At 73.7% G+C, this 26523-nt stretch carries 3 protein-coding genes; all 3 read right to left on the bottom strand.

What is annotated here, in order from left to right:
* Window positions 1-5: 5 nt before the first annotated feature.
* From HNR67_RS22255 to HNR67_RS44680, 3 genes are read right to left on the bottom strand one after another with little or no spacing between them, the layout of a single operon-like run.
* Complete coding sequence (locus tag HNR67_RS22255; protein ID WP_185004144.1) at window positions 6-1283, bottom strand: FAD-dependent oxidoreductase; 1278 nt, start codon at window positions 1281-1283, stop codon at window positions 6-8.
* Complete coding sequence (locus tag HNR67_RS22250) at window positions 1283-7201, bottom strand: type I polyketide synthase (RefSeq protein ID WP_185004143.1); 5919 nt, start codon at window positions 7199-7201, stop codon at window positions 1283-1285. Before HNR67_RS22250 ends, HNR67_RS22255 begins: the two co-directional genes overlap by 1 nt.
* Window positions 7198-26523: a type I polyketide synthase gene (locus tag HNR67_RS44680; RefSeq protein WP_246492570.1), complete on the bottom strand. Its 19326-nt coding sequence runs from the start codon at window positions 26521-26523 to the stop codon at window positions 7198-7200. The genes HNR67_RS22250 and HNR67_RS44680 overlap by 4 nt, the downstream gene beginning before the upstream one ends.

Here is a 26523-nt window from a genome sequence, read left to right as displayed (position 1 = left end):
GGCGGTCACTGGTTGACGAACTTCTGTTGCAGGGACGGGAAGGCGGTCAGCAGCCGGGACGCGGCGCCGAAGGCCAGGCGGGCGAAAGCGTTGTCGGCCAGGAACATCCGGGAGGCGCGGCGGGAGTCGGCGACCGCGGCGAAGCCGTAGTCGAGCATCTCCCGTTCGTACTCCCCCACCGCTGCCAGGAGATCCCGGCCGCCGTTGGCGACCTCGATGATCCGGTCGGCGAGCAGCCGGGCATCGCGCAGCGCGGTGCCCGCGCCGAGGCCGAGGAAGGGGGTCATGCTGTGGATGGCGTCGCCGAGCAGGGTGACCCTGGTGGTGGGCCAGGGCCGCACCGGGTCCGCGGTGTGCACGGGCAGCAGTGAGATGGTCTCCGCCTCGGTGTCGGCGACCATCCGGCGCAGTCCGGGATGCCAGTCGGCGATGAGTGAGCCGACCAGCTCGCGCAGGGTGTGCGGGTCGGCGCCCCTGGTCAGTCCGGGGTGGTGGCTGGGGCTGGCGTTGTAGGACCAGAGCAGGTAGTCGACGGTGTTGTCGAAGAGCACCGGGTTGTGCTGGTAGGTCTCGTCGTTGACACCGCCGTTCTTGTTCTGCCTGATGGGCATGGACATCAGGCTGCAGCCGCGCATCTCCAGCGCGCCGGTGATGCCGGTGCGCAGCTGGGCGGGCAGGTTCTGCGCGCGTTCCTCGGTGAGCAGGTACTTGCCCGCCACGATGAACATGCCGGTGTCGTGGCGTTTCGCGGTGGGCAGCAGCTGGGCGCGCACCCGGGAGCGGCCGCCGTCGGCGCCGACCACCAGGTCCGCGACGGTGCTGCCGCCGTCGGCGAAGTGGCAGCGCACCTGGCCGTTCGGGAGGTGTTCGTAGCGGGTGAAGTCCTGGTCGTAGTGGACGATGTCCTCGAGTCCACTGGCGAGCAGGGTTTGCAGGGTGCTGCGCTGGATGTCGTTGGTGGCCTCGGCCCGGTCGGCGACCACCTTCCTGGGTGCGGCGCGCAGCCGCAGTCGTTCCCGCAATTGGGTGTCGGTGAGCACCTGGTCGCCGTAGTCGGCCTCCACGCAGTGGTCCAGGAACTCCTGCCAGCGCCGGGCGGAGAGGCAGCGGCTGAGCGCGCGGGAGCCGTCGGGGTTGAGGCTGACCCGGTAGCCCTGCAGGCGTTCGGTGCGCACCCGGTGCCGTTCGTGCACGCTGACGCTGATGCCTGCGTTGTGCAGGGCGTGCGCCAGGCCGAGTCCGCCGGTGCCGCCGCCGATGACCGCGATGTGCGGGGAGGACATCAGAAACTCCGATCCGGGACAGGCTGTCCCAGGGTGGTGAGCCAGTCCCGGATGTGCGCGGCGGTGTTCGCCGCGTGTTCCTCCATCAGGGAGAAGTGGTCGCCGGGCAGTTCGCTGGTGGTGTGCGCGCCCGGCCAGGAGGTCTGCCACTGGGCCGGGTCCAGCGCCTGGCCGTCGGCTCCGGTGGCGAAGGAGGATTCGGGGCGCAGGAACAGGATCGGCGCGTTGATCCGTTCGGCGCCGAGCCAGTCCTCCAGCAGCCGGGCGTAGCGGGCCATCGCGGACAGCCGGGCGCCGGTGAACGGGCCGATCCACTCCTCCCTGGTGAGCAGGCCGTCCAGCATCAGCGCGACGACCTGGTCCAGGCCGGCGCCGTTGTCCCGGAAGGTGTCCAGCAGCACGACCGCGACCGGGGCCTGGCCGTCCTGTTCGAGGCGGTGTGCGACGGCCTGGGCGAGCAGGCCGCCGCTGGAGGCGCCCAGCAAGGCGAACGGCGCGGCACCGGCGGTCTGCCTGGCCAGGGTGGCCAGTACCTCGACCGCGGCCTCGGCGGTGGCCGGCAGTGGCTCGTCCTCGGCGAAGCCGGGCAGGGGCAGCACGGAGACGGCGAGCTGTCCGCGCAGGGCGGCGGCGAAGCGGGCGTACTGGCGGGCGCCGCCCATGCCCATCGGCGAGGGCAGGCAGATCAGCCGCAGTCCGTCGGCCTCGGCCAGGTGCACGGGGCTGGGCACGGGGTGCAGGTCGGCGGCGGTGTGGAAGACCGGGCGCAGTGCGGCGACGGCCTGGACGAGGTCGAAGGCGGCGAAGTGCTGCCCGGTCTGCACCGCGGTGCGGAACAGGGTGCGCACGGTCTCGCCGTCCTCCGCGGCGGGGGTGGCGGTGGCGCGCAGCGCGGTGTCCAGGTGCCGGGCCAGGCGCTGGGCGGTGGGTTCCTCGAAGGCCACGGTCATCGGCAGCCGCAGGCCGGTGGCCTCGTTGAGGCCGTTGCGCAGTTCGATCGCGGTGAGCGAGTCCAGGCCGAGTTCCAGGAAGTCCCGTTCGGGGGCGACCTCCGCGGTGCCGGGGTAGCCGAGCACAGCGGCGGCCCTGGCGCGGACCAGGTCGACCAGTGCGGTGTGCCGGGCCTCGGTGTCCAGGCCGGCGAGCCGGTCGCGCAGGGTGTCCGCGGCCTCGGTGACGCCGGTGCCCGCGGTGCGGCGGGCGGCGGGGACCAGGCCGCGCAGCAGGGCGGGCACGGTGCCCAGGCCGGTGGCCGAGCCGACCCGCATGGGCAGCAGCAGTGGGCGGGTGGCCCGGCAGGTGGCGTCGAACAACGCCATTCCGTCCACAGTGGACAGTGCCTGGACGCCGCCGCGGGTGAGCCGGGTGCGGTCGGACTCGGCCAGGTCGCCGGTCATGCCGCCGTGCTGGGCCCACAGTCCCCAGGCCAGGGACACCGCGGGCAGGCCGAGGGTGTGCCGGTGTTGGGCGATGGCGTCCAGGACGGTGTTGGCGGTGGCGTAGCTGCCCTGACCGGCGGCGCCGAGCACCCCGGCAGCGGAGGAGAACAGCACGAACATGGACAGGTCGCGGTCGCGGGTGAGTTCGTGCAGGTGCCAGGCGGCGTCGGCCTTGGGGCGCAGCACGGTGTCCAGGCGGTCGGGGGTGAGCGCGGTGAGCACGCCGTCGTCGAGCACGCCCGCGGTGTGCACCACGCCGGTGAGCGGGTGCGCGGCCGGGATGTCGTGCAGCAGGGCGGCCAGCTGGTCGCGGTCGGCGACGTCGCAGGCGGCGATGGTGGCTGCCGCGCCGAGTTCGGTGAGTTCGGCGAGCAGCTCCTGGGCGCCGGGGGCGTTGAGGCCGCGGCGGCTGGTGAGCAGCAGGCGGCGGTGTCCGTGGACGCCTGCCAGGTGGCGGGCGAGTTCCGCGCCGAGGGCGCCGGTGCCGCCGGTGATCAGCACCGTGTGGTCCGGATCCGTTGGGAGCGCGGTGGTCTCGGGTTCGGTGGCTCGGGCCAGGCGGGGTGCGTAGAGCTTGCCGTCGCGGACGGCGAGCTGGGGTTCGCCCTGGTCGATGGCGGTGCGCAGGGCCGAGGGGGTGGGGTCGCCGTCGAGCAGGATGATCCGGTCCGGGTGTTCGGACTGGGCGGAGCGGGCCAGGCCCCAGATCGCGGCGGCGGCCGGGTCGATCTCTTCGGCGCCGACCGCGACGGCGTGCTGGGTGTGCAGGACGAGGTGGCCTGGTTGGTCGGTGGCCAGCCAGTTCTGCACGGTGCTGAGCGCGGTGTGGGCGGCGGCGTGGATCCGTTCCGGGACAGTGGTTCCGGCCGGGTCCAGGTGAATGAGCGTGACTTCGGGGTCGGGGCCTGTCGACTCGGGCAGCGGCGTCCAGTCGAGCTGGAACAGGGCGTCGCGGCGGGTGTTCCCGGCCAGCTGGGCCGGGTTGAGCTGGCGGACCAGCAGGGACTCGATGGTGGCCACCGGGTTGCCCGCGCCGTCGGCCAGGTGCAGGGTCACGCCGTCCTCGGCCGGGGTGATCCTGACCCGCAGCCGGTCGGCGCCGGTGGCGTGCAGGGTGACGCCGCGCCAGGCGAAGGGCAGGCCGGGGCCGTCGGCGGGGTCGGCGGGCAGGGCGAGTCCGGCGGCTTGCAGGGCGGCGTCGAGCAGGGCGGGGTGCAGGCCGAAGCGGCCGGGTTCGGCGGGCAGCACGATCTCGGCGAGGATGTCCGCCTCCCGCCGCCAGGCCCGGTGCAGGCCCTGGAACAGCGGGCCGTAGCCGAGGCCGACCGCGGCGAACTTCTCGTACAACCCGGTCAGGTCAACGGGTTCGGCCGCGGGCGGCCAGGTCTCGGTGAACGGCTCTTCGGCGGTGGCGGGGACCAGGCGGCCGCGGGCGTGGCAGGTCCACGGCAGGTCCGCGCCGTCGGGGCGGGCGTGCACGGCGACCGGGCGGCCGCCGTCATCGGCCGGGCCGTCCACGGTGACCTGGAGCCGGATGCCGCCGCGGTCGGGCAGCACCAGTGGGGCGTGCAGCACGAGTTCGTCGATCCGGCCGCAGCCGAGCAGGCCGCCGGCGTGCGTGATCAGTTCGATCATCCCGGCGCCGGGGAACAGCGGCAGGCCGTTGACGGTGTGCTCGGCCAGCCAGGGCTGGGCGGCCAGGGACAGCCTGCCGGTCAGGGCGAGGCCGCCGGTGTCGGGCAGCGCGACGGGTTCGCCGAGCAGGGGGTGGCCGGTGGCGCCGAAGGAGGCGGTGGGCAGTGCGCCCTCCGGCCAGTAGCGGCGGCGTTCGAAGGGGTAGGTGGGCAGGTCGACGGTGTGCGCGTACGGGCCGAACAGTGGTTGCCAGTCCACCGGCACGCCGCTGACCTGGAGCCGGGTCACCGCCTCCAGCAGTGAGCGGGCTTCGGCCCGGTCCTTGCGCAGGGCGGGGACCAGCAGTGCGGTCTCGCCTTCGGGCAGGCATTCCTGGCCGAGGGCGGTGAGTGAGCCGCCGGGGCCCAGTTCCAGGCAGCGGGTGACGCCGTTGGCGAGGAGGGTGTCGAAGGCGTCGGCGAAGCGGACCGGCGCGCGGACCTGGCGCACCCAGTAGCCCGGGTCGGTGGGCTCGGCGAGCAGCTTTCCGTCCACAGTGGACACGATTGGGATGGCGGGTTTGTGGTACGTGACGCTCTCGGCCACCGCGCGGAACTCGGTCAGCATGGGTTCGATCAGCGGGGAGTGGAAGGCGTGCGATACCGGCAGCCGCTTGGTCTTCACCCCGCGTTCGGCCAGGGTCGCGGCGATGGCCTCGGCCTCTTCCTCGACGCCGGAGAGCACCACGGAGGCGGGGCCGTTGACCGCGGCCAGGTCGACGCCTGCGGTGAGCAGTGGCCGGACCGCGTCCTCGCCTGCCTGCACGGAGATCATCGCGCCGCCGGTGGGCAGGGCCTGCATCAGCCGGGCCCGTGCGGTGACCAGGCGGCAGGCATCGGGCAGGGTCAGCACCTCGGCGAGGTGGGCGGCGGCGAGTTCGCCGATGGAGTGGCCGAGCAGGAAGTCCGGGCGCAGGCCCCAGGATTCGAGGAGCCGGAACAGGGCGACCTCGACGGCGAAGAGGGCGGGCTGGGTGAACTCGGTGTGGTCCAGGCGTTCCGGGGCCGACCACAGCACCGTGCGCAGTTCCGGGTCCAGCTCGGCACTGACGGCGTCGAATGCCTCGGTGAAGGCAGGGTGGGTGTCGTACAGTTCCCGGCCCATGCCGAGGCGTTGCGAACCCTGGCCGGTGCACAGGAAGGCGAGTCCGCCGGGTTCGGTCACGCCGGTGAGTCCGCCGCCCTCGGCGAGGGTGTGCAGGCCGCGCAGCAGCTCCTCCCGGTCCGCGCCGACCACGGCGGCGCGATGCGCGAGGGCGGCGCGGCCGGTGGCCAACGAGAAGCCGATGTCCACTGTGGACAGTTCGGGTTCGGCCTCGATCCGGTTGGCCAGGCGGGCGGCCTGGGTGCGCAGGGCGGTGGCGGAGCGGGCGGAGAGCAGCCAGGGCAGCACTCCTGCCTCGGCGGTGGGCGAACTGAGCTGGTCGGGGGCTTGTTCCAGGATGATGTGCGCGTTGGTGCCGGAGATGCCGAAGGAGGACACGCCGGCGCGGCGGGGGCGGCCGGGGTCGGGCCAGTCCTGGGCCTCGGTGAGCAGCCGGACCTCGCCTGCCGACCAGTCCACGTGCGGGGTGGGCTCGTCCACGTGCAGGGTGGGCGGCAGGTGCTGGTGCCGCAACGCCTGCACCATCTTGATCACGCCGGCGACTCCGGCGGCGGCCTGGGTGTGGCCGAGGTTGGACTTGATCGAGCCCAGCCACAGTGGGGTTTCGCGGCCCTGGCCGTAGGCGGCGAGCAGGGCCTGGGCCTCGATCGGGTCGCCGAGGGTGGTGCCGGTGCCGTGTGCCTCGACAACGTCCACTTCGGACGGTTTCAGCCGGGCGTCGGCCAGGGCCTGGCGGATCATGCGTTGCTGGGCTGGGCCGTTGGGGGCGGTGAGGCCGTTGCTGGCGCCGTCCTGGTTGATCGCGCTGCCGCGCAGCACGGCCAGCACCGGGTAGCCGAGTCGTTGGGCGTCAGCGAGCCGGGCGACCAGGAGCATGCCGACGCCCTCGGACCAGCCGGTGCCGTCGGCGGCACCGGCGAAGGATTTGCAGCGGCCGTCCGGGGCCAGGCCGCCCTGCCGGGAGAACTCGACGAACCCGGTCGGGGTGGCCATCACGGTGACGCCACCGGCCAGTGCCAGTTCGCATTCACCGGTGCGCAGGGCCCGGATCGCCAGGTGCAGGGCGACCAAGGAGGAGGAGCACGCGGTGTCGATGGTGACCGCCGGGCCCTCCAGGCCCAGGCTGTAGGCGATCCGGCCGGTGGCCACGCTGCCCGCGTTGCCGTTGCCGGCGAAGCCGCCGACCTCGGCGGGCAGGGTGGCCGCCCAGACGGTGTAGTCGTGGTTCATCAGTCCGGCGAAGACCCCGGTCCGGCTGCCGCGCAGGGATTCCGGGTTGATGCCCGCGCGTTCGACTACCTCCCAGGAGGTTTCCAGCAGCAGCCGTTGCTGCGGGTCCATGGCGAGGGCTTCGCGCGGGGAGATGCCGAAGAAGGCGGCGTCGAACTCGGCCGCGCCCGCCATGAACCCGCCGTGCCGGACGTAGCTGGTGCCGAGCTGGCCGCGGTCGGGATCGTAGAGGCCGTCCACGTCCCAGCCGCGGTCGGTCGGGAATTCCGAGACGGCGTCCCGGCCCTGCTCGACCAGCCGCCACAGGTCTTCCGGCGAGCTGATCCCGCCGGGGTAGCGGCAGGCCATGGCGATCACCGCGACCGGTTCGTGGCCGCGGCCCTCGACCTCGGTCAGCCTGGCCTTGGTCTCGTGCAGGTCCACGGTGACCCGCTTGAGGTAGTCCAGCAGGCGCGTGTCGTTGTCGCTCATCGGCTTTCCCCCGTCGACTGACCGAACTCCCGGTCGATGAAACTGAGCACGTCCTCGGCGCTGGCCGCGGCCATCTCCCCAGCCAGGTCCCGGCCAGCGGCTGGTGTGGTCCTGGCGAGCAGGGCCTGCAACCGGGCCCGCACGGTGCCGAGCAGCTGCTCGTCCGCGCCGTCCAGTGCGGTGTCGAGCTGGTCGAGTCCGTCCAGCAGCAGCTCGTTCGCGGTGCGAGCGGCCGGGACCAGTTGCTCGCGCAGGTAACCGGCCAGCGCGACCGGGGTCGGGTAGTCGAAGACGAGCGTGGCGGGCAGCCGCAGGCCGGTGCCGGCGGTGAGGCCGTTGCGCAGTTCCAGTGCGGTCAGCGAGTCGAAGCCGACCTCCTGGAACTTCTGGGTGGCCTCGATCGCGGATCCGGAGGCGTGGCCGAGCACCCCGGCGGCCAGGGAGCGGACCAGCGTCAGCAGCATTTCCTGCTGGGCCTTCTCCTCCAGTCCGGCCAGTTTCTCCCGCAGTCCGGCGATCTCGGCCGGTCCGCCGGTGGCCGCGGTGCGCCGCCGGGCCGGGACCAGCCCGCGCAGCAGTGGCGGCACCGGGCCGCGGGCGGCCTGCGCCCTCGGGTCGACCCGCATCGGCACCAGCAGCGCGTGCCCGAGGGCGGTTCCGGTGTCCAGCAGTGCCATTCCCTCCACTGTGGACAGTGCGACGGTGCCGTCCCGGCGGATCCGGGAGCGGTCGGTGTCGCTGAGGGTCTCGGTCAGGCCGGTGTCCTTGGCCCACAGGCCCCAGGCCAGCGAGACCGCCGGGAGGCCGAGGGCGCGGCGGTGCCCGGCCAGGGCGTCCAGGAAGGTGTTGGCGGCGGCGTAGTTGCCCTGTCCGGCCGCGCCGAGCAGTCCGGCGACGGAGGAGAACAGCACGAACGCGGACAGGTTCGCCTCGCGGGTGAGTTCGTGCAGGTGCCAGGCGGCGTCGACCTTCGGGGCGAACACCCGGTCCAGGCGTTCCGGGGTGAGCGAGCCGAGCACGCCGTCGTCGAGCACCCCGGCGGTGTGCACCACCGCGGTCAGTTCGACGCCGTGCAGGGCGGCGGCCAGTGCGGTCCGGTCGGCGGTGTCGCAGGCGCGGATGGTCACCCTGGCGCCGAGATCGGTCAGTTCGGCCCGCAGTCCGGCCGCGCCGGGGGCGTCCGGGCCGCGGCGGCTGAGCAGCAGCAGGTCGCGGACGCCGTGGTTGGCGGTCAGGTGCCTGGCGACCTCGGCGCCGAGTGCGCCGGTGCCGCCGGTGATCAGCACCGTGCCCTCGGTCGGCCAGACCGGTTCGGTCTCGGCCCTCGGGACCCTGGTGAGGCGGGGCACGGTCAGCACCCCTGCGCGGACCGCCTGCTGGGGTTCCTCGGGGTTGAGCAGGGCGGGCAGGGTGCGGCGGTCGGGTTCGGGGCTGTCCAGCAGGATGATCCGGTCCGGGTTCTCCGACTGGGCGGAGCGGACCAGGCCCCAGATCGCGGCGCCGGCGAGGTCGGCGACCTCTTCCCCGGCCACCGACACCGCGCCCTCGGTGAGCACGACCAGTCGGCTGGCGGTCAGTCGTTCGTCGGCGCACCAGGCCTGCACGGCGGCGAGGACCCGGCCGGTGGCCGCGCGGGCGGCGGCGGGCAGGTCGCCGGTGACCGGCGGGCAGGGCAGGAACACCAGTGCGGGGGCTGCTTCGGCGAGCGCGTTCAGGTCGGGTTCGGCGTCCGCGGGCAGCCACACGTGCGCCGGAGCCGGGTGCGCCGCGGCGGGCAGTGGGGTCCAGGCCAGGCCGAACAGGTTGTCGTGGTGCCTACCGACCGTTCGGTCGGCGGCCGGGATCGCGCGCACCAGCAGTGAGTCGGCGGTGGCCACCGGGTTGCCCTCGGGGTCGGCCAGGGTGAGGGACAGGGTGTCCGTGCCGGTGATCCGCACCCTGGCCCGCAGGGCCGCGGCCCCGACCGCGTGCAGGGTGACGCCGGTCCAGGAGAACGGCAGGGCCGCGCCCGACTCGATGAGTTCGCTCAGGCCGACGGTGTGCAGCACGGCGTCGAACAGGGCCGGGTGCAGGGCGAACCGGTCGGCTTCGGCGTCCCCGGGCAGGGTGACCTCGGCGTACAGCTCGCCGTCGTGCCGCCACACCGTGTGCAGGCCCTGGAAGGCGGGCCCGTACTCGATGCCGCCGTTGAGGCTGTCGTAGAACCCGTCCACGTCAACGGGTTCGGCCTCGGCCGGTGGCCACTCGGTGAGCGCGACACCCGCGTTGCCCGCCGGGGTGAGCGCGCCGTGCGCGTGGCTGGTCCAGTCCTCCTCGGCCTCGGGCTGGTCCGGGCGGGAGTGCACGGTGAGCACGCGCCGCCCGTTGTCCTCGGCCGCGCCGAGGGCGAGCTGGACGAGCACGCCGCCGCGTTCGGGCAGCACCAGCGGGGCGGCCAGGGTGAGTTCCTCGATCCGGTCGCAGCCGACGTGCCCACCGGCGTGCAGGGCCAGTTCCAGGAATCCGGTGCCGGGGAAGATCGCCAGGCCCCCGACCCGGTGGTCGGTCAGCCAGGGGTGACTGGTCAGGGACAGCCGTCCGGTGAACACTATGCCGCCGGAGCCGGGCAGTGCGACCGCGGCGCCCAGCAGTGGGTGGCCGGTGTTCTGCTGGCCGACCGAGGTGAGGTCGCCGGTCCAGCCGGTGGCCGCCTCCAGCCAGTAGCGCTGGTGCTGGAAGGCGTAGGTGGGCAGGTCCACCCGGTTGGCGCCGGGGAAGACCGGCCGCCAGTCCACCTGGACACCGCGCACGTGCAGTTCGGCCAGTGCGGTGAGGAATCGGGACCGGCCGCCGTCGTCGCGGCGCAGTGATCCGGTGACCACCGCCTCGGCGCTGGTGGCGTCCAGGATCTCCTGCACCGCCATGGTGAGCACCGGGTGCGGGCTGATCTCGACGAAGACCTCGTGCCCTGCTTCGGCCAGGGCCTGGGTGGCCTCGGCGAATCCGACGGTGGTGCGCAGGTTGCGGTACCAGTAGGCCGCGTCCAGTTCCACGCCGTCCAGCCAGTCACCGTCCACTGTGGACCGGAACGGGATGCTCGCGGTGCGCGGGCTGATCGGGGCGAGCAGTTCCAGGAGTTCGGTCTCGATCCGTTCGACCTGGGCGGAGTGCGAGGCGTAGTCCACCGCGATCCGGCGGGCCCGCACCTGGTCCCTGGCGCAGTCGGCGAGCAGTTCGTCCAGTGCGCCGACCTCGCCGGAGACCACCACGGTGGCCGGTCCGTTGACCGCGGCGACCGAGAGCGCGCCGCCCCACCGGGCGATGCGCTCGGTGACCTGTTCGACCGGCAGGTGCACCGAGACCATGCCGCCGTGTCCGGCCAGTGCCCTGATCGCCTTGCTGCGCAGCGCGACCACCCGCGCACCGTCCACAAGGGACAGCGCGCCGGACACGCAGGCGGCGGCGATCTCGCCCTGGGAGTGCCCGATCACCGCGGCCGGTTCGACGCCGTGTGCCCGCCAGAGTTCGGCCAGCGAGACCATCACCGCCCACAGCGCGGGTTGCACCACGTCGACCCGGGCGAGGGCCTGCTCGTCGGTGAGCACCTCCAGCAGTTTCCAGTCCACAAAGGACGAAAGGGCGGCCGCGCATTCGGCCATCCTGGCGGCGAAAACCGGTTCCTCGGCGAGCAGCGCGGTGGCCATGCCGGTCCACTGCGCGCCCTGGCCGGGGAAGACGAACACGGTCTTGCCGGTGGTGCGGGCGGTGCCGACCGGGAGGTCGGCGGCGAACTCGCCCCTGGCCAGCGCGTCCAGCCTGGTGAGCAGTTCGGTGCGGTCGGCGCCGATGACCGCGGCCCGGTGGGTGAACCGGGTGCGGCCGGTGGCCAGGGAGAAGCCGATGTCGGCCGGGTTGCTCTCGCCATCGGCGAAGGTGCGCAGCCGGGCGGCCTGGTCGCGCAGGGCCGCTTCGGTGCGGCCGGAGAGCAGCCAGGGCACCGGGAGGGTGCTGGGTGCGCTGGGTCGCGGGGCCGGGGTGTCGGGGAGTTCCAGGATCACGTGTGCGTTGGTGCCGCTGATCCCGAAGGAGGACACCGCGCTGCGGCGGGGCCGTCCGGTCTCCGGCCAGGCGATGGGTTCGGTGAGCAGCCGGACGTCACCGGCGGACCAGTCGATGTGCGGGGACGGCTCGTCCACGTGCAGGGTGCGCGGCAGGGTGCCGTGTCTCATGGCCTGCACCATCTTGATGATCCCGGCGACCCCGGCGGCGGCCTGGGTGTGGCCCATGTTGGACTTGATCGAACCCAGCCACAGCGGGATGTCCCGGTCCTGGCCGTAGGTGGCCAGGAGCGCCTGGGCCTCGATCGGGTCGCCGAGGGTGGTGCCGGTGCCGTGTGCCTCGACCGCGTCCACATCGGACGGTCGCAGGCCCGCGGTGGCCAGTGCCTGGCGGATGACGCGTTGCTGGGACGGGCCGTTGGGTGCGGTCAGGCCGTTGGAGGCGCCGTCCTGGTTGACCGCGCTGCCCCGCACGACGGCCAAAACCTGGTGTCCGTTGCGGCGGGCGTCGGAGAGGCGTTCCACCAGCAGCAGGCCGACGCCTTCGGACCAGCCGGTGCCGTCGGCGGCGGCGGCGAAGGACTTGCACCGCCCGTTGCGGGCCAGTCCGCCCTGCAACGAGAACTCCACGAACGGTCCTGGCAGCGACATCACGGTGACGCCACCGGCCAGCGCGAGGTCGCACTCCCCCGATCGCAGGGCCTGCACGGCCAGGTGCAGGGCGACGAGCGAGGAGGAGCAGGCGGTGTCCACGGTGACCGCGGGGCCTTCCAGACCGAGGGTGTAGGCGAGGCGGCCGGAGAGGATGGAGCCGGAGTTGCCGTTGCCCAGGAAGCCGAGCAGGTCCTCGGGGATGGCGTGCATGACCCGGCTGCCGTAGTCGTGGTACATCAGCCCGGCGAACACCCCGGTCCGGCTGCCGCGCAGGGTGCCGGGGTCGATGCCGGCGCGTTCCACGGTCTCCCAGGCGGTTTCCAGCAGCAGGCGTTGCTGCGGGTCCATCGCGATGGCCTCGCGCGGGGAGATGCCGAAGAAGGCCGGGTCGAAATCGGCTGCCTGGTGCAGGAATCCGCCCTCGCGCACGTAGGAGCCGTTGCGGTCGGAGTCGGGGTCGTAGAGCAGTTCCAGGTCCCAGCCGCGGTTGTCCGGGAAGCCGCTGATGGCATCACCGTCCCGGTCGACCAGGTGCCACAGGTCCTCGGGGGTGCTGATCCCGCCGGGGTAGCGGCAGGCCATGCCGACGATGACGATCGGGTCCTCGCCGACCCGGGCCCTGGGCGCGGTGGTGACGACGTGGTCGGCGCCGAAGAGTTCGCCGTGCAGGTAGCCGGCGAGTGCGGTGGCGGTCGGGTAGTCGAAGACCAGGGTGGCGGGCAGGCGCAGGCCGCTGGCGGCGGTGAGGCTGTTGCGCAGTTCGACCGCGGTGAGCGAGTCGAAACCGAGGTCGGCGAAGGACTTCCCGGCGTCGACCTCGGCCGCGCCGCGGTAGCCGAGCACGGCCGCGACCTGTTCCCTGGTCAGCGCGAGCAGTGCCTCCAGTCGCGCGCTCTCCTCCAGTCCGGCCAGGCGGTCGCGGAGTTCTCCGGCTCCTGCCTGGTTGCGGGCGGCGGCACTGCGCCTGCTCCGCGGCACCAGGCCGCGCAGCAGGGCGGGCACCGCGACCTGGTTGGCCGGGGCGGCGACCCGCATGGGCAGCAGCACCGCGTCGGGCAGGGCGCGGGCGGTGTCCAGCAGGGCCAGGCCCTCCTCGACTGCCAGTGCCGCGCCACCACCGCGGGCGATGCGGTTGCGGTCGGCCTCGCTGAGCCTGCCCGCCATGCCGTCGCCGGCCCACATGCCCCAGGCCAGGGACTGGGCGGGCAGGCCGAGGCCGTGCCGGTGCCGGGCGAGGGCATCGAGGTAGGCGTTGGCGGCGGCGTAGTTGGCCTGGCCGGGGCCGCCGATGGTGGCCGCGGTGGAGGAGAACAGCACGAACGCGGACAGGTCGAGATCGCTGGTCAGTTCGTGCAAGTGCCAGGCGGCTTCGGCCTTGGCGTGCAGCACGGTGTCCAGCCGCTCGGGGGTGAGCGAGCCGAGCACGCCGTCGTCGAGCACGCCCGCGGTGTGCACCACGGCGGTGAGCGGGTGTTCGGCCGGGATCCGGTCCAGCAGGGCGGCCAGCGCGAGCCGGTTCCCGGCGTCGCAGGCGACCACCCAGGCGTGCGCGCCGAACTCGGCGAGTTCGGCCTGGAGTGCCGCGGCGCCAGGGGCGTCCGGGCCGCGGCGGCTGGTGAGCAGCAGTCGCCGCACCCCGTGCACGGTGACCAGGTGCCTGGCCACGGCCGCGCCGAGCTGGCCGGTGCCGCCGGTGATCAGCGTGGTGCCCTCGGCCGACCAGCCGCCGTGTTCCTCGACCCTGGGCATCCTGGCCAGCCGGGGTGCGCGGATCTCGTTGTCGTGCACGGCGATCTCGGGTTCACCGGCGGCGATGGCCGCGGTGACGACGGCGGGCAGGGTGTCGGTGGGGTCGGCGGTGAGGTCGACCAGGGTGATGCGGCCGGGGTTCTCGGACTGGGCGGAGCGGACGAGTCCGGCGACCGCGGCGGCGGCCGGGTCGGCGGCGGGTGGGGCGGCGTGCCGGGTGAGCACGGCCAGGTGGGTGTTGGCGAAGTGCTCGTCGGCCAGCCAGTTCTGCAGGGTGGCCAGGACCTGGTGGGTGGCGGTGCGCAGCCGGGTTGGCCCGTCGCCGTCGGGAATGGGGCAGGACAACAGGACCAGGTCGGGGGCCGCTCCGGTGGCCCGCAGTTCGGACAGGTCGGCGGTGCCGCTGTCCAGCCAGGCCACCGAGCCCGGGTCGGTCTGGCCGAGGTCGGGCAGGCCGGTCCAGTCCAGGCGGAACAGCGAGTCGTGGTGCGCGGCGGCCTGCGGGGCGGCGGTGGTCATCGGGCGGGAGACCAGTGATTCCAGGGTCGCCACGGGTGCGCCGGTGTGGTCGGCGACGGTCAGTGTCACCGAGCCCTCGCCGGTGCTGCGGGCGTGCACCCGGAGCAGGGCGGCGCCACCGGCGTGCAGCCGGTAGCCGGTCCAGGCGAAGGGCAGGCTGACCTGGTCCAGGGATTCGGCGAGCACGCCAGCGCTTTGCAGGGCCGCGTCGAGCAGGGCCGGGTGCAGGCCGTAGCGGGCGGCCTCGGCGTCGGCCTGCTCGGGCAGGCTCACCTCGGCGAAGACCTCGTCACCGCGCCGCCAGGCGGTCTTGAGGCCCTGGAACATCGGGCCGTAGGCCAGGCCCGCCCGTTCGCACACCGGGTAGTACTCGGTGAGGTCGACCGGTTCGGCGTCCGCCGGTGGCCACTGCGGGTGGTCGAAGACGCCCTGGCGGGTCTGGTCGCTGAGCAGGCCGGTGGCGTGCAGGGTCCACGGGGTCTGCTCGTCGGGGCGGGCGTGCACGGTCACCGGGTGCAGGCCGGTGGCGTCGGGGGCGGCCACCGCGACCTGGATCTGCACCGAGCCGTCGGCGGGCAGCACCAGCGGCACGGGCAGGGTCAGCTCTTCCAGCACCGGTACCCCGGCCTGGTCCCCGGCCCTGGTGGCCAGTTCGACAAAACCGGTGCCGGGGAACAGGATCGCGCCGCCGATCACGTGATCGGCCAGCCACGGGCAGGTGCGGGTGGACAGCCTGCCGGTGAGCACCACGCCACCGGCGGCGGGCAGTTCGACCGCGGCGGCCAGCAGCGGGTGGTCGGTGGCCTGCTGTCCGGCCGCGGCCAGATCGCCGGGCCGCTGCGCCGGGGTGTCCGGCCAGAAACGTTCGCGCTGGAACGGGTAGGTGGGCAGGTCGATCCGGTGGGCGCCAAGGCCGGTGACCAGCGGCCGCCAGTCCACCGGGAGGCCGTGCGCGGACAGTCCGGCCAGTGCCTCGGCGAAGGCGGACGGCTCGGTCCGGTCCTTGCGCAGGGCGGCGAAGGCGGGGGTGTCGGCGGGCAGGGACTGGCGGGCCATCGCGGTGAGCACGCCGTCCGGGCCCAGTTCGAGGAGCCGGTTGACCTTCTCCCCGGCCAGCCAGTCGATGCCGTCGGCGAAGCGCACGGTGTCGCGCACGTTGCGCACCCAGTGCTCGGCCGAGCCCAGTTCCGCCGGGGTGGCCGGGCGTCCGTACACAGTGGACACCACCGGGATGCGCGGGGCCTGGTAGCGCACGGATTCGGCCACGGCGCGGAACTCGGCCAGCATGGGGTCCAGCAGGTGCGAGTGGAAGGCGTGCGAGACCCGCAGTCTGCTGGTCTTGCGGCCCTGTCCGGCGAAGACCGCGGCGATCTCCGACACGGCGTCGGCCGCGCCGGAGAGCACCACCGAGTCCGGGCCGTTGACCGCGGCCAGGCCGACCTGGTCGGTGAGCAGCGGCCGGACTTCCTCCTCGGTGGCCCGCACCGAGATCATCGCCCCACCGGCAGGCAGGGCCTGCATGAGGCGGGCGCGGGCGGTGACCAGGCGGCAAGCGTCGGCCAGGTCGAACACCCCGGCCACGTGCGCGGCGGCCAGTTCGCCGATGGAGTGGCCGAGCAGGTAGGCCGGGGTCAGGCCGAAGGACTCGGCCAGCCGGAACAACGCGACCTCGATCGCGAACAACGCGGGCTGGGCGAATTCGGTGTGGTCAAGGCGATCCGGGTCTTCGCGCAGCACCTCGGGCAGGGCCGGGTCGAGTCCGGCGCACACCTCGTCGAAGGCCGCGGTGAAGACCGGGAAGGCCGCGTGCAGCTCGCGGCCCATGCCCAGTCGCTGGGCGCCCTGGCCGGAGAACAGCATGGCCAGGCGGCCGCGGGCGGCGATACCGGTGGCGAGTCCGGCGGCCGGGCGGCCCTCGGCGAGTGCGGCCAGTGCGGCCCGCAGGTCCGCGGTGCCTGCGCCGGTGAGCACGGCGCGGTGTTCCAGGGTGGTCCTGGTGGTCACCAGCGAGTAGGCCAGGTCGGCCGGGTCAACGTCCACAGTGGACAGAAGTTGGCTCGCCTGGTCGCGCAGGGCGTTCCCGGTGCGGCCGGACAGCGGCCAGACCAGCACCGCGGGTTCGGTCCGCTCCTCGGCGACCGGGGTCTGGGCCGGGGCGGCCTCGATGATCACGTGTGCGTTGGTGCCGCTGATCCCGAAGGAGGACACCCCGGCCCGGCGCGGCGCACCGGCTTCCGGCCAGTCGGTGGGTTCGGTGAGCAGGTCGACCTTGCCCGCGGTCCAGTCCACGTGCGGGGAGGGCTCGTCCACGTGCAGCGTGCGCGGCAGGTGGTTGTGCCGCAACGCCAGCACCATCTTGATCACCCCGGCGACCCCGGAGGCGGCCTGGGTGTGCCCCAGGTTGGACTTGACCGAACCCAGCAGCAGCGGCACCTCCCGGTCCTGCCCGTAGGTGGCCAGCAATGCCTGCGCCTCAATGGGATCGCCCAGCGAGGTGCCGGTGCCGTGCGCCTCGACAACGTCCACATCGGACGGTCGAAGGCCGGAGTTGGCCAGGGCCTGGCGGATCACCCGTTGCTGGGACGGGCCGTTGGGCGCGGTGAGGCCGTTGGACGCGCCGTCCTGGTTGACCGCCGAGCCGCGCACCACCGCGAGCACCGGGTAACCCAGGCGCTCGGCGTCGGAGAGCCGGGCCAGCATGAGCATGCCCACGCCCTCGGCCATGCCGATACCGTCCGCGGCGGCGGAGAAGGCCTTGCACCGGCCGTCCTGGGCCAGGCCGCGCTGCCGGGAGAAGTCGATCAGGCCGAGCGGGGTGGACAGCACGGTGACGCCACCGGCCAGCGCGGTGGTGCACTCCCCCGCCCGCAGTGCCTGGCAGGCCAGGTGCAGGGCGACCAGCGAGGAGGAGCACGCGGTGTCCACGGTGAGGGTCGGGCCCTCCAGCCCGAAGGTGTAGGCCAGGCGACCGGAGGCGACGCTGGCCGCGCCGCCGGTGAGGCCGTCGCCGAGTGCGCCGTAGCCCTGGAATCCGGCGCCGATGAACACGCCGGTGTGACTGCCGCGCAGGGTGGCCGGGTCGATCCCGGCCCGCTCGAAGGCTTCCCAGCTGGTTTCCAGCAGCAGGCGTTGCTGCGGGTCCATGCCCAGCGCCTCGCGCGGGGAGATGCCGAAGAAGGTGGGGTCGAAGCCGTCCACGCCGCGGACGAAGCCGCCTTCGCGGGCGTAGCAGGTGCCGAGGTTGTCCGGGTCCGGGTCGTAGAGGGCGTCCAGGTCCCAGCCGCGGTCGGTGGGGAACGGGGCGATCGCGTCGCCGTCGGTGGTGAGCAGGGCCCACAGGTCCTCGGGCGAGGCGACCCCGCCGGGCAGGCGGCAGCTCATGCCGAGGATGGCGATCGGCTCGTCGTTGGCCGCGGTGACGGTGAGCGCGGCCACCGGCGTGGCGGCCGCGCCGAGCAGTTCGGCCCGCAGGTACGCGGCCAGTTCGCGTGGGGTCGGGTAGTCGAAGGCGAGGGTGGCGGGCAGCCGCAGGCCGGTGACCGTCTTCAGCTCGTTGCGCAGGTCGACCGCGCTGAGTGAGTCGAAGCCGAGGTCCCGGAAGGCCCGGTCCTCCTCTACCGCGTCCGCGCCGGCGTGCCCGAGCACGGCGGCGGCGCGGGCCCGCACCAGGTCGAGCAGTTCGGATTCCTGCTCGGCCTCGGGCAGCGCGATGATCCGGGTGGCCAGTTCGCTGGCGCCCGCGGTGTCGCCCTCCACCTGCTGGGCGTCGGGGACCTCGGTGAACAGGTGACTGGGCCGGTTCAGGGTGAACACCGGCAGGAAGCGGTCCCAGTCGATCTCGCAGATGGCCAGTGCGGCGTCGTCGTGGTCGAGGGCCGCGCGCAGGCCCTGGAAGCCCAGCTGCGGGTCGAAGGACGGCAAACCCTGCCGCCGCAACCGTTCCCCGGCCTGGACCGCGGTCTCCGCGGTGGCGCCTCGGCGTGGGTTGGCGGCGTGCCAGACACCCCAGGCGACCGACATCGAGGGGATGCCGCGGGCGCGCTGGCGCTGGGCGAGCGCGTCCAGGTAGGCATTCGCCGCGCCGTAGGCGGCGTGGTCGGAGCTGCCCCAGAGTCCGGCCAGCGAGGAGAACAGGACGACCGCGTCCAGTTCGGCGGGGTCGAGCAGTTCGTCCAGGTGGCGGGCGCCGAGCACCTTGGCGGCCAGGACTTCGGCGACCTCGGACAGGTCGGTGCCCTCGATCGGGGCGAGGCCGATCAGGGCCGCGGCGTGCACCACCGAGCGCACGGTGTGGCCCTGTGCGCGCAGGCCGGTGAGCAGGTCGGCGACCTGTTCGCGCTGGGTGATGTCGCAGGCGGCCATGTGCACGTCCGCGCCGGACTCGGTCAGCTCGGCCCGCAGTTCGGCCGCGCCGGGGGTGTCCTCGCCACCACGGCTGACCAGGACCAGGTGCTGGGCGCCCTGCTCGACCAGCCAGCGGGCCAGCAGCGGGCCCAGCGCGCCGGTGGCGCCGGTGACCAGCACGGTGCCGCGCGGTCGCCAGTGCCGGATCGGGGCGGCCGCGCCCAGTGGCGCGCGGCGCATCCGGCGGCCGTGGAAACCACTGGGCCGCAACGCGATCTGGTCCTCGGACTGACCGGCGAGCACGGTGCACAGCCGGTCCAGGGTGCGTTCGTCCGGGTCGGCTGGCAGGTCGATCAGACCGCCCCAGCTGGCCGGGTACTCCAGTGCGGCGGTGCGGCCGAGGCCCCAGATCATGGCCTGCTCAGGGCTGTGTGCCTCCTTGGGTGCGCTCACCGCGACCGCGCCGTGGGTGGCGCACCACAGCTTCGAGCTGCTCTGCTGAGTGGCCATGGCCTGGAGCAGGGCCAGGGTGGCGGCCAGTCCGGCCGGGACCGCGGGGTGGTCCGGGTGCGGCTGCTCGGCGGTGGCCAGCAGGGACAGGATGCCGGTGCAGTCCGGGTTTTGGGCCAGGACAGCGGTGAAGTCCGGGTTGACCGGGTCCACGAGGTGTTCGACGACCTCCGCGCCGCGGGACCGCAGGGCGGTGGCGTAGCGGGTGTCCGCGGCGGTGGTGAGCAGCAGCCAGCGGCCGGTCAGCGGGGCCGGGGCCGGGTCGGGCAGCCGGGTCCAGCCGACCCGGTACCGCATCGCGTCCACAGTGGACAGTTGCTGGCGCTGGCCGGCGCGGATCGCGGCCCCGCTCATGTCCACCCAGTACCGGTTGCGCTGGAAGGCATAGGTGGGCAGGGTCAGCCGGGCGCCGCTGGTGCGCCAGTCGACGGCGACCCCGTTGACGTGCACCTCCGCCAGGGACAACGCCATCCGGCGCGGGCCGCTCTCCTCGCGGCGCAGCGAACCGGCCACCACCACCTCGGCGCCGTGCTCGTGCGCGGTCTCCTCGATGCCGGGGGTGAGCACCGGGTGCGCGCTCACCTCGACGAAGATCCGGTGACCGGCATCGAGGAGGCCGCGGACGGATTCGGCGAAGCGCACGGTGTGCCGCAGGTTGCGGTACCAGTACTCGCCGTCCAGCTCGGTGCCGTCCAGGAAACGTCCGTCCACAGTGGAGTAGAACGGGATGCTCGCGGCCTGTGGGCGGACCGGGCGTACGGCGGCCCTGATCGCCTCGGCGAGTCCTTCCACGTGTGCGGAGTGGGCGATGAAGTCGACGCCGGGGATGCGCCAGCGTGGCACACCGAGGCGGGAGAGTTCGGTCTCCAACTCCAGCAGTGCCTCGTTCGTGCCGGAGACCACCACGGTGGCCGGTCCGTTGACCGCGGCCACCGCGAGCTGATCGGTCCAGCGGTCCAGCAGTTCGCGGACCTGCTGCTCGGGCAGCATCACCGAGAGCATGCCGCCCTGTCCGGCCAGCGCGCGCAGTTCGCGGCTGCGCAATCCGACCACCCTGGCGGCATCGGCCAGGGACAGCGCGCCCGCGACGCAGGCGGCGGCGATCTCGCCCTGGGAGTGCCCGATCACCGCGGCTGGCACAACGCCCTTGGCGCGCCAGAGTTCGGCCAGCGCGACCATGACCGCGAACAGCACCGGCTGCACCACGTCCACCCGCTCCAGCAGCGGCGCGTCCGGGTGCCCGCGCAGCACGTCGAGCACGGCGAAGTCCAGGTGCTCGGACAGCGCGGTGGCGGCCTCGGTGAGGCGTTCGGCGAAGGCCGGTTCGGTGTCGAGGAGGTCCAGGGCCATGCCTGCCCACTGCGCGCCCTGGCCGGGGAAGACGAAGACCGGTCCGGCGTGCGGAGTGGCGGCGCCGGTGGCCAGGTTGGGCGCGGTCTCGCCGCGGCCTAGGGCGGTGAGTCCGGCGAGCAGTTCGGCCCGGTCCGCGCCGGTGATCACCGCGCGGTGCTCGTGCGTGCTGCGGGTGGTGACCAGGGAGTGCGCCACGTCGGCCGGGGTGGCCTCGGGGTGCTCGGTGAGCCAGGCGGCGAGGCGGTTGGCCTGGGCGGTCAGCGCGGTGCGGTTACGGGCGGAGAGCGGCCAGGCGGACAGTTCGGGTCCGGGCGCGGGCTCGGCGGCCACCTCCTCGGGCTGTTCGATGACCACGTGCGCGTTGGTGCCGCTGACGCCGAAGGAGGAGATCCCGGCCCGGCGCGGATGCCCGTTGCGCGGCCAGTCCTGGTCGGCGGTGAGCAGTTCCACCGCACCCGCGGTCCAGTCCACGTGCGGGGTGGGCTGGTCCACGTGCAGGGTGCGCGGCAGCACACCGTGCCGCATCGCCATGATCATCTTGATCACGCCGGCGACCCCGGCGGCGGCCTGGGTGTGGCCCAGGTTGGACTTGACCGAGCCGAGCCAGAGCGGCCGTTCGCGGTCCTGGCCGTAGGTGGCCAGCAGGGCGGTCGCCTCGATCGGGTCGCCGAGGGCGGTGCCGGTGCCGTGCGCCTCGACGGCGTCCACTTCGGACGGTCGCAGTCCGGCGGTGGCCAGTGCCTGGCGGATCACCCGTTGCTGAGCAGTTCCACTGGGTGCGGTGAGGCCGTTGGAGGCGCCGTCCTGGTTGACCGCGCTGCCCTTGACGATGGCCAGGATCTGACGTCCGTTGCGCCGGGCGTCGGAGAGCCGTTCCAGGAGCAGCAGGCCGACGCCCTCGCCCCAGCCGGTGCCGTTGGCCGCGGCGGCGAAGGCCTTGCACCGGCCGTCGGGGGCCAGTGCGCCCTGTTTGCTGAACTCGGTGAAGGCCACCGGGGTGGACATCACCGCGACGCCACCGGCCAGTGCCAGCGCGCATTCGCCGCGGCGCAGGGCGTCGGCGGCCAGGTGCAGGGCGACCAGCGAGGAGGAGCAGGCGGTGTCCACGGTGACCGCGGGCCCGGACAGGCCAAGGGTGTAGGCGATCCGGCCGGAGAGGATGCTGGCGGCGTTGCCGGTGCTGAGGTAGCCCTCCAGGCCACCGGAGCCGGCGGCCATGAACAGCGAGGTGTAGTCCTGGCCGTTGGTGCCGACGAAAACCCCGGCCTGACTGCCCCGGATCGCGGCCGGGTCGATGCCCGCGTCCTCCAGTGCCTCCCAGGAGGTTTCCAGCAGCAGGCGTTGCTGCGGGTCCATGGCCAGTGCCTCACGCGGGGAGATGCCGAAGAATCCGGCGTCGAAATCGGCGGCGTCATAAAGGAACGCGCCGTCGGTGATGCGGGTGGCGCCCTCGCCGGGGTCGGCGTCGTAGAGGCCGGGGGTGTCCCAGCCGCGGTCGGTGGGCAGCGGGCCGGTGGCGTGCCTGCCCGCGCGCAGCAGCTCCCACAGTTCGGCCGGGGAGTGCACGTTGCCGGGGTAGCGGCAGGCCATGCCGACGATCACGATCGGATCGTCATCCACAGTGGACAGTGCGGCCGGGAGCAGGTCGGTGGACTGGCCGAGCAGTTGCTCGTGCAGGTGCCGGGCCAGTTCCTCGGCGGTGGGGTGGTCGTAGACGACCGTGGTGGGCACCTCGTGGCCGGTGGCGGCGCGCAGCCGGTTGCGCAGGTCCACCGCGGCCAGTGAGTCGAAGCCGAGGTCGGCGAAGTTGCGGCCGGGTTCGATCCGGGCGGCCTCGGCGTACCCGAGCACGGCCGCGGTGTGTTCCCGGACCAGGGCCAGGACCCGTTGCCGCTGCGCGGTTTCCTCCAGTGCGGCCAGTTCCCTGGCGAAGGCGGAGCCGGTGAGCGGGGCGGCGGGTTCGGCCGCGGCCAGTTCGGGCAGGGCGTCCAGCAGCGGGCGCGGGCGGGCCGAGGTGAACCCGGCGGCGAAGCGCGGCCAGTCCATGTCGGCGACCAGCACGAAGGTGTCATCGTGGTCCAGGGCCTGTTGCAGGGCACGCAGGGCCAGTTCGGGCGGCATGCCGCGCACGCCGCGCCGGGCCAGGTAGCCGGTGACCTCGGTGTCGGCGGCCTTACCGCTCTCCGCCCAGGCGCCCCAGGCGATCGCGGTGGCGGTCTGCCCACGGGACCGACGCTGGGCGGCGAAGGCGTCCAGGTGCGCGTTGGCCGCGGCGTAGGCGGCGTGCCCGCCGCCGCCCCAGACGCCAGCGGTGGAGGAGAACAGCACGAACGCGTCCAGCTCGGTGTCGCCGAGCACGGCGTCCAGGTTGGCGGTGCCGGTGACCTTGGCCGCGATGATGTCCGCGAACTCGGCCGGGGTGCTCTCGGCCAGGGTGCCGGTGGCGACCACGCCGGCGGCGTGCAGGACCGCGCGGACCGGGTCACCGGCGGCGGCCAGGTCCTCGACCAGGGCGGCGAGTGCGGTGCGGTCGGTGACATCGCAGGCGGCCACGGTGGCCCGCACGCCGAGGGCCTGGACCTCGGCGAGGAGTTCGGCGGCACCCGGTGCGTTGACGCCGCTGCGGCTGGTGAGCACGAGGTGCGCGGCCCCGTTGGCGGCCAGCCAACGGGTCAGTTCCGCGCCGAGGCCGCCGGTGCCGCCGGTGACCAGCACGGTGCCGCGTGGCCGCCAGTTGCGGCCGGCCGGGGCGCCGCCGGTGGGTGCCGAGACCAGTCGGCGCACGTACACGCCCTCGGCGCGCAGGCGCAGCTGGTCCTCGTGGCCGGGTGCGGCCAGCACCGCGCACAGCCGGTCCGTGGTGACCTGGTCGAGCTGCTCGGGCAGGTCGACCAGACCGCCCCAGCGCTGCGGGTGTTCCAGGCCGAGCACCCGGCCGAGGCCCCAGAGCTGGGCCTGCGCCGGGGTTTCCGCGGCGGCGCGGGTGAGCAGCCAGAGCGGGGCGTCCAGCTCGGCGTCGCCGAGGGCCTGGATCAGCGCGAGGGTGTCCAGGGTGGTCCGCGGGGTGTGGTCCAGGGCCAGCGTGGACAGCACTCCGGTCAGGTCGGGGTGGTCGGCCAGCCGGGCGGTCAGCGTGACCCGATCGTCCACATCGGACACATCGAGGCAGTGCACGGTGGCCCCGGCCGCGGTCAGCGCGGTGTCCAGGCCGTGCGGCTCGCCCGCGGTGACCAGCAGCCAGTTCCCGGTGAGCAGGCCGTCGCCGACCGGCATCGGCCGCCAGTCGATCCGGTAGCGCCAGCGGTCCACCTGGGACTCGTCACGCCGCCTGCGCCGCCAGGCCGACAGCATGGGCAGCACCGCGTCCAGGGATTCCTGCCCGGCCCCGTCCGCGCCGAGCACGGCGGAGAGCGCGGACATGTCGGCGCGTTCCACCGCGTCCCAGAAGTCGGATTCCAGTTCCAGCCCGGCAACGGCCTCGGCCACCGCCTCGGCCCCGTCCACCCAGAACCGCTCCCGCTGGAACGGGTAGGTGGGCAGCGGCACCGGTCGCGCGGGCGGGAAGAACAGCCGCCAGTCCGGCGCGTGCCCGGCCACGGTGAGGGTGCCGAGGGCGGCGGTCAGCGTGACCTGCTCAGACCGGTTGGCCCGCACCAGTGGCGCGACCACGGCCTCGGGCAGGCAGTCCTGGATCATCCCGGCCAGCACCGCGTCCGGGCCGACCTCCAGGAACCGGCTCACGCCCTGTCCGGCCAGGGTGGTCACCGCGTCGGCGAAGCGCACGGTCTCCCGCACCTGCCGCACCCAGTACTCCGGCGTGGCCGGATCACCCTCCACAGTGGACACGAACGGGATTTCCGGGCTGGCGAAGGACAATCCCTCGACCACGGATCGGAACTCGGCCAGCATCGGGTCCATCAGCGGCGAGTGGAAGGCGTGCGAGACCCGCAGCTGCTTGGTCTTCACCCCGCGCTCGACCAGGATCTCCACGATGGCCGAGACTTCGGCCCCGGCCCCGGAGATCACCACCGACTCCGGGCCGTTCACCGCGGCCACGCTGACCAGGTCGGTGAGCAGCGGCTCGACCTCGGCCAGCGGCGCGCGCACGGACACCATCACGCCGCCGGTGGGCAGCGCCTGCATCAACCGGCCGCGTGCGGTGACCAGGCGGCAGGCGTCTTCTAGGGAGAACACCCCGGCCACGTGTGCGGCCGCGATCTCGCCGACCGAGTGCCCGACCACCGCGTCCGGCCGCAGGCCCCAGCTCTCCAGGAGCCGGTAGAGCGCGACCTCGATGGCGAACAGCGCGGGCTGGGCGAATTCGGTGCGGTTGAGCCGTTCCTCATCGCCCCAGATCTCCAGGACGAGATCGAAGTCCAGTTCGGTGCACACCTGTGCGAAGGCGGCGGCGAAGACCGGGAAGGTCTCGTGCAGTTCCCGGCCCATGCCGAGCCGCTGCGCGCCCTGCCCGGTGAAGGCGAAGGCGGTGCCGCCGCGGGTCGTGGTGCCCTGCACCAGGCCGGGGGCCTGCGTGTTGGCGGCCAGTGCCCGCAACGCGGCGAGCAGTTCCTCCCTGGACCGGCCGGTCAGCACCGCGCGGTGCTCGAACCCGGCGCGCCCGGTGGCCAGGGCGCGACCGATCTCGGCCGGACCGAACCCGGTGGCGGACTCCAGGTGCGCGGCCAGCCGGTGTGCCTGGGCGCGCAGCGCCTCGCCGGTGCGGGCGGCGAGCACCCAGGGCACCACGGGCAGCTCGGTCCGTTCCGGCTCGTCGGCGGCGGGGGCCTGTTCGATGATCACGTGCGCGTTGGTGCCGCTGATCCCGAAGGAGGACACCCCGGCCCGGTGCGGGCGACCGGTGTCCGGCCAGTCCATCGGCTCGGTCAGCAACTCCACCGCACCGGCGGTCCAGTCCACGTGCGGGGTGGGCTCGTCCACGTGCAGGGTGCGCGGCAACCGGTTGTGCCGCAACGCCATCACCATCTTGATCACACCGGCGACGCCCGCGGCGGCCTGGGTGTGCCCGAGGTTGGACTTGATCGAACCCAGCCGCAGCGGGTCCATCCGGCCCTGCCCGTAGGCGGCGATCAGTGCCTGGGCCTCGATTGGATCGCCCAGCGGGGTTCCGGTGCCGTGTGCCTCCACCGCGTCCACCTCGGCCGCGGCCAGGCCGGCGTTGGCCAGCGCGGCCCGGATCACCCGCTGCTGCGAGGGACCGTTGGGGGCGGTGAGACCGTTGGACGCGCCGTCCTGGTTGACCGCGCTGCCACGCACCACGGCCAGCACCGGGTGGCCGTTGCGGACGGCGTCGGAGAGGCGTTCCACCAGCAGCACGCCGATGCCCTCGGCCAGGCTGGTGCCGTCGGCGCTGCCCGCGAAGGTCTTGCAGCGCGCGTCGGGGGCCAGGCCGCGCTGCCGGGAGAAGGCGACGAACACCGAGGCGGTGGACATCACCATCACGCCACCGGCCAGTGCGAGATCGCATTCCCCGGTGCGCAGGGCCTGCACGGCCAGGTGCAGTGCGACCAGGGAGGAGGAGCAGGTGGTGTCCACGGTGACCGCCGGGCCCTCCAGCCCGAAGGTGTAGGCGAGGCGGCCGGAGACCACGGCGGCCGCGTTGCCGGTCATCAGGTGGCCCTCGACCTCCGGCGGGATGTGCTTCATGCCGTGGATGTAGTCCTGGGTGCTGCACCCGATGAACGCGCCGGTGGCGCTGCCGCGCAAGGACGCCGGGTCGATGCCCGCGCGTTCGAAGGTCTCCCAGGTGGTCTCCAGCAGCAGGCGTTGCTGCGGGTCCATGGCCAGGGCCTCGCGCGGGGAGATGCCGAAGAAGGCCGGGTCGAAATCGGCCACGCCGGAGAGGAATCCGCCCTCACGCACGTAGCTGGTGCCGGAGTGGTCCGGGTCCGGGTGGTAGAGCCCCTCGGTGTCCCAGCCGCGGTCGGCCGGGAACCCGGCGATGGCGTCCCGGCCCTCGGCGACCAGCCGCCACAGGTCCTCCGGCGAGCTGATCCCGCCGGGGTAGCGGCAGGCCATGCCGACGATCGCGATCGGCTCACTGGCCTTGTCGGTCAGCTCACGCAGCCGCGCGCTGGTGTCCCGCAGGTCGGTGGTGACCCGCTTGAGGTAGTCGCGGAGCTTCTCTTCGTTCGACAT

Source organism: Crossiella cryophila, from assembly GCF_014204915.1.
Taxonomy (GTDB): domain Bacteria; phylum Actinomycetota; class Actinomycetes; order Mycobacteriales; family Pseudonocardiaceae; genus Crossiella; species Crossiella cryophila.
The sequence above is the reverse complement of the archived record's forward strand: the minus strand, read 5'-3'. Positions and strand labels throughout refer to the sequence as shown.

Bases quoted from the DNA above. Each gene is read 5' to 3' on its own strand.
- HNR67_RS22255 (WP_185004144.1), bottom strand. From the start codon at position 1,283: ATGTCCTCCCCGCACATCGCGGTCATCGGCGGCGGCACCGGCGGACTC.
- HNR67_RS22250 (WP_185004143.1), bottom strand. From the start codon at position 7,201: ATGAGCGACAACGACACGCGCCTGCTGGACTACCTCAAGCGGGTCACC.
- HNR67_RS44680 (WP_246492570.1), bottom strand. From the start codon at position 26,523: ATGTCGAACGAAGAGAAGCTCCGCGACTACCTCAAGCGGGTCACCACC.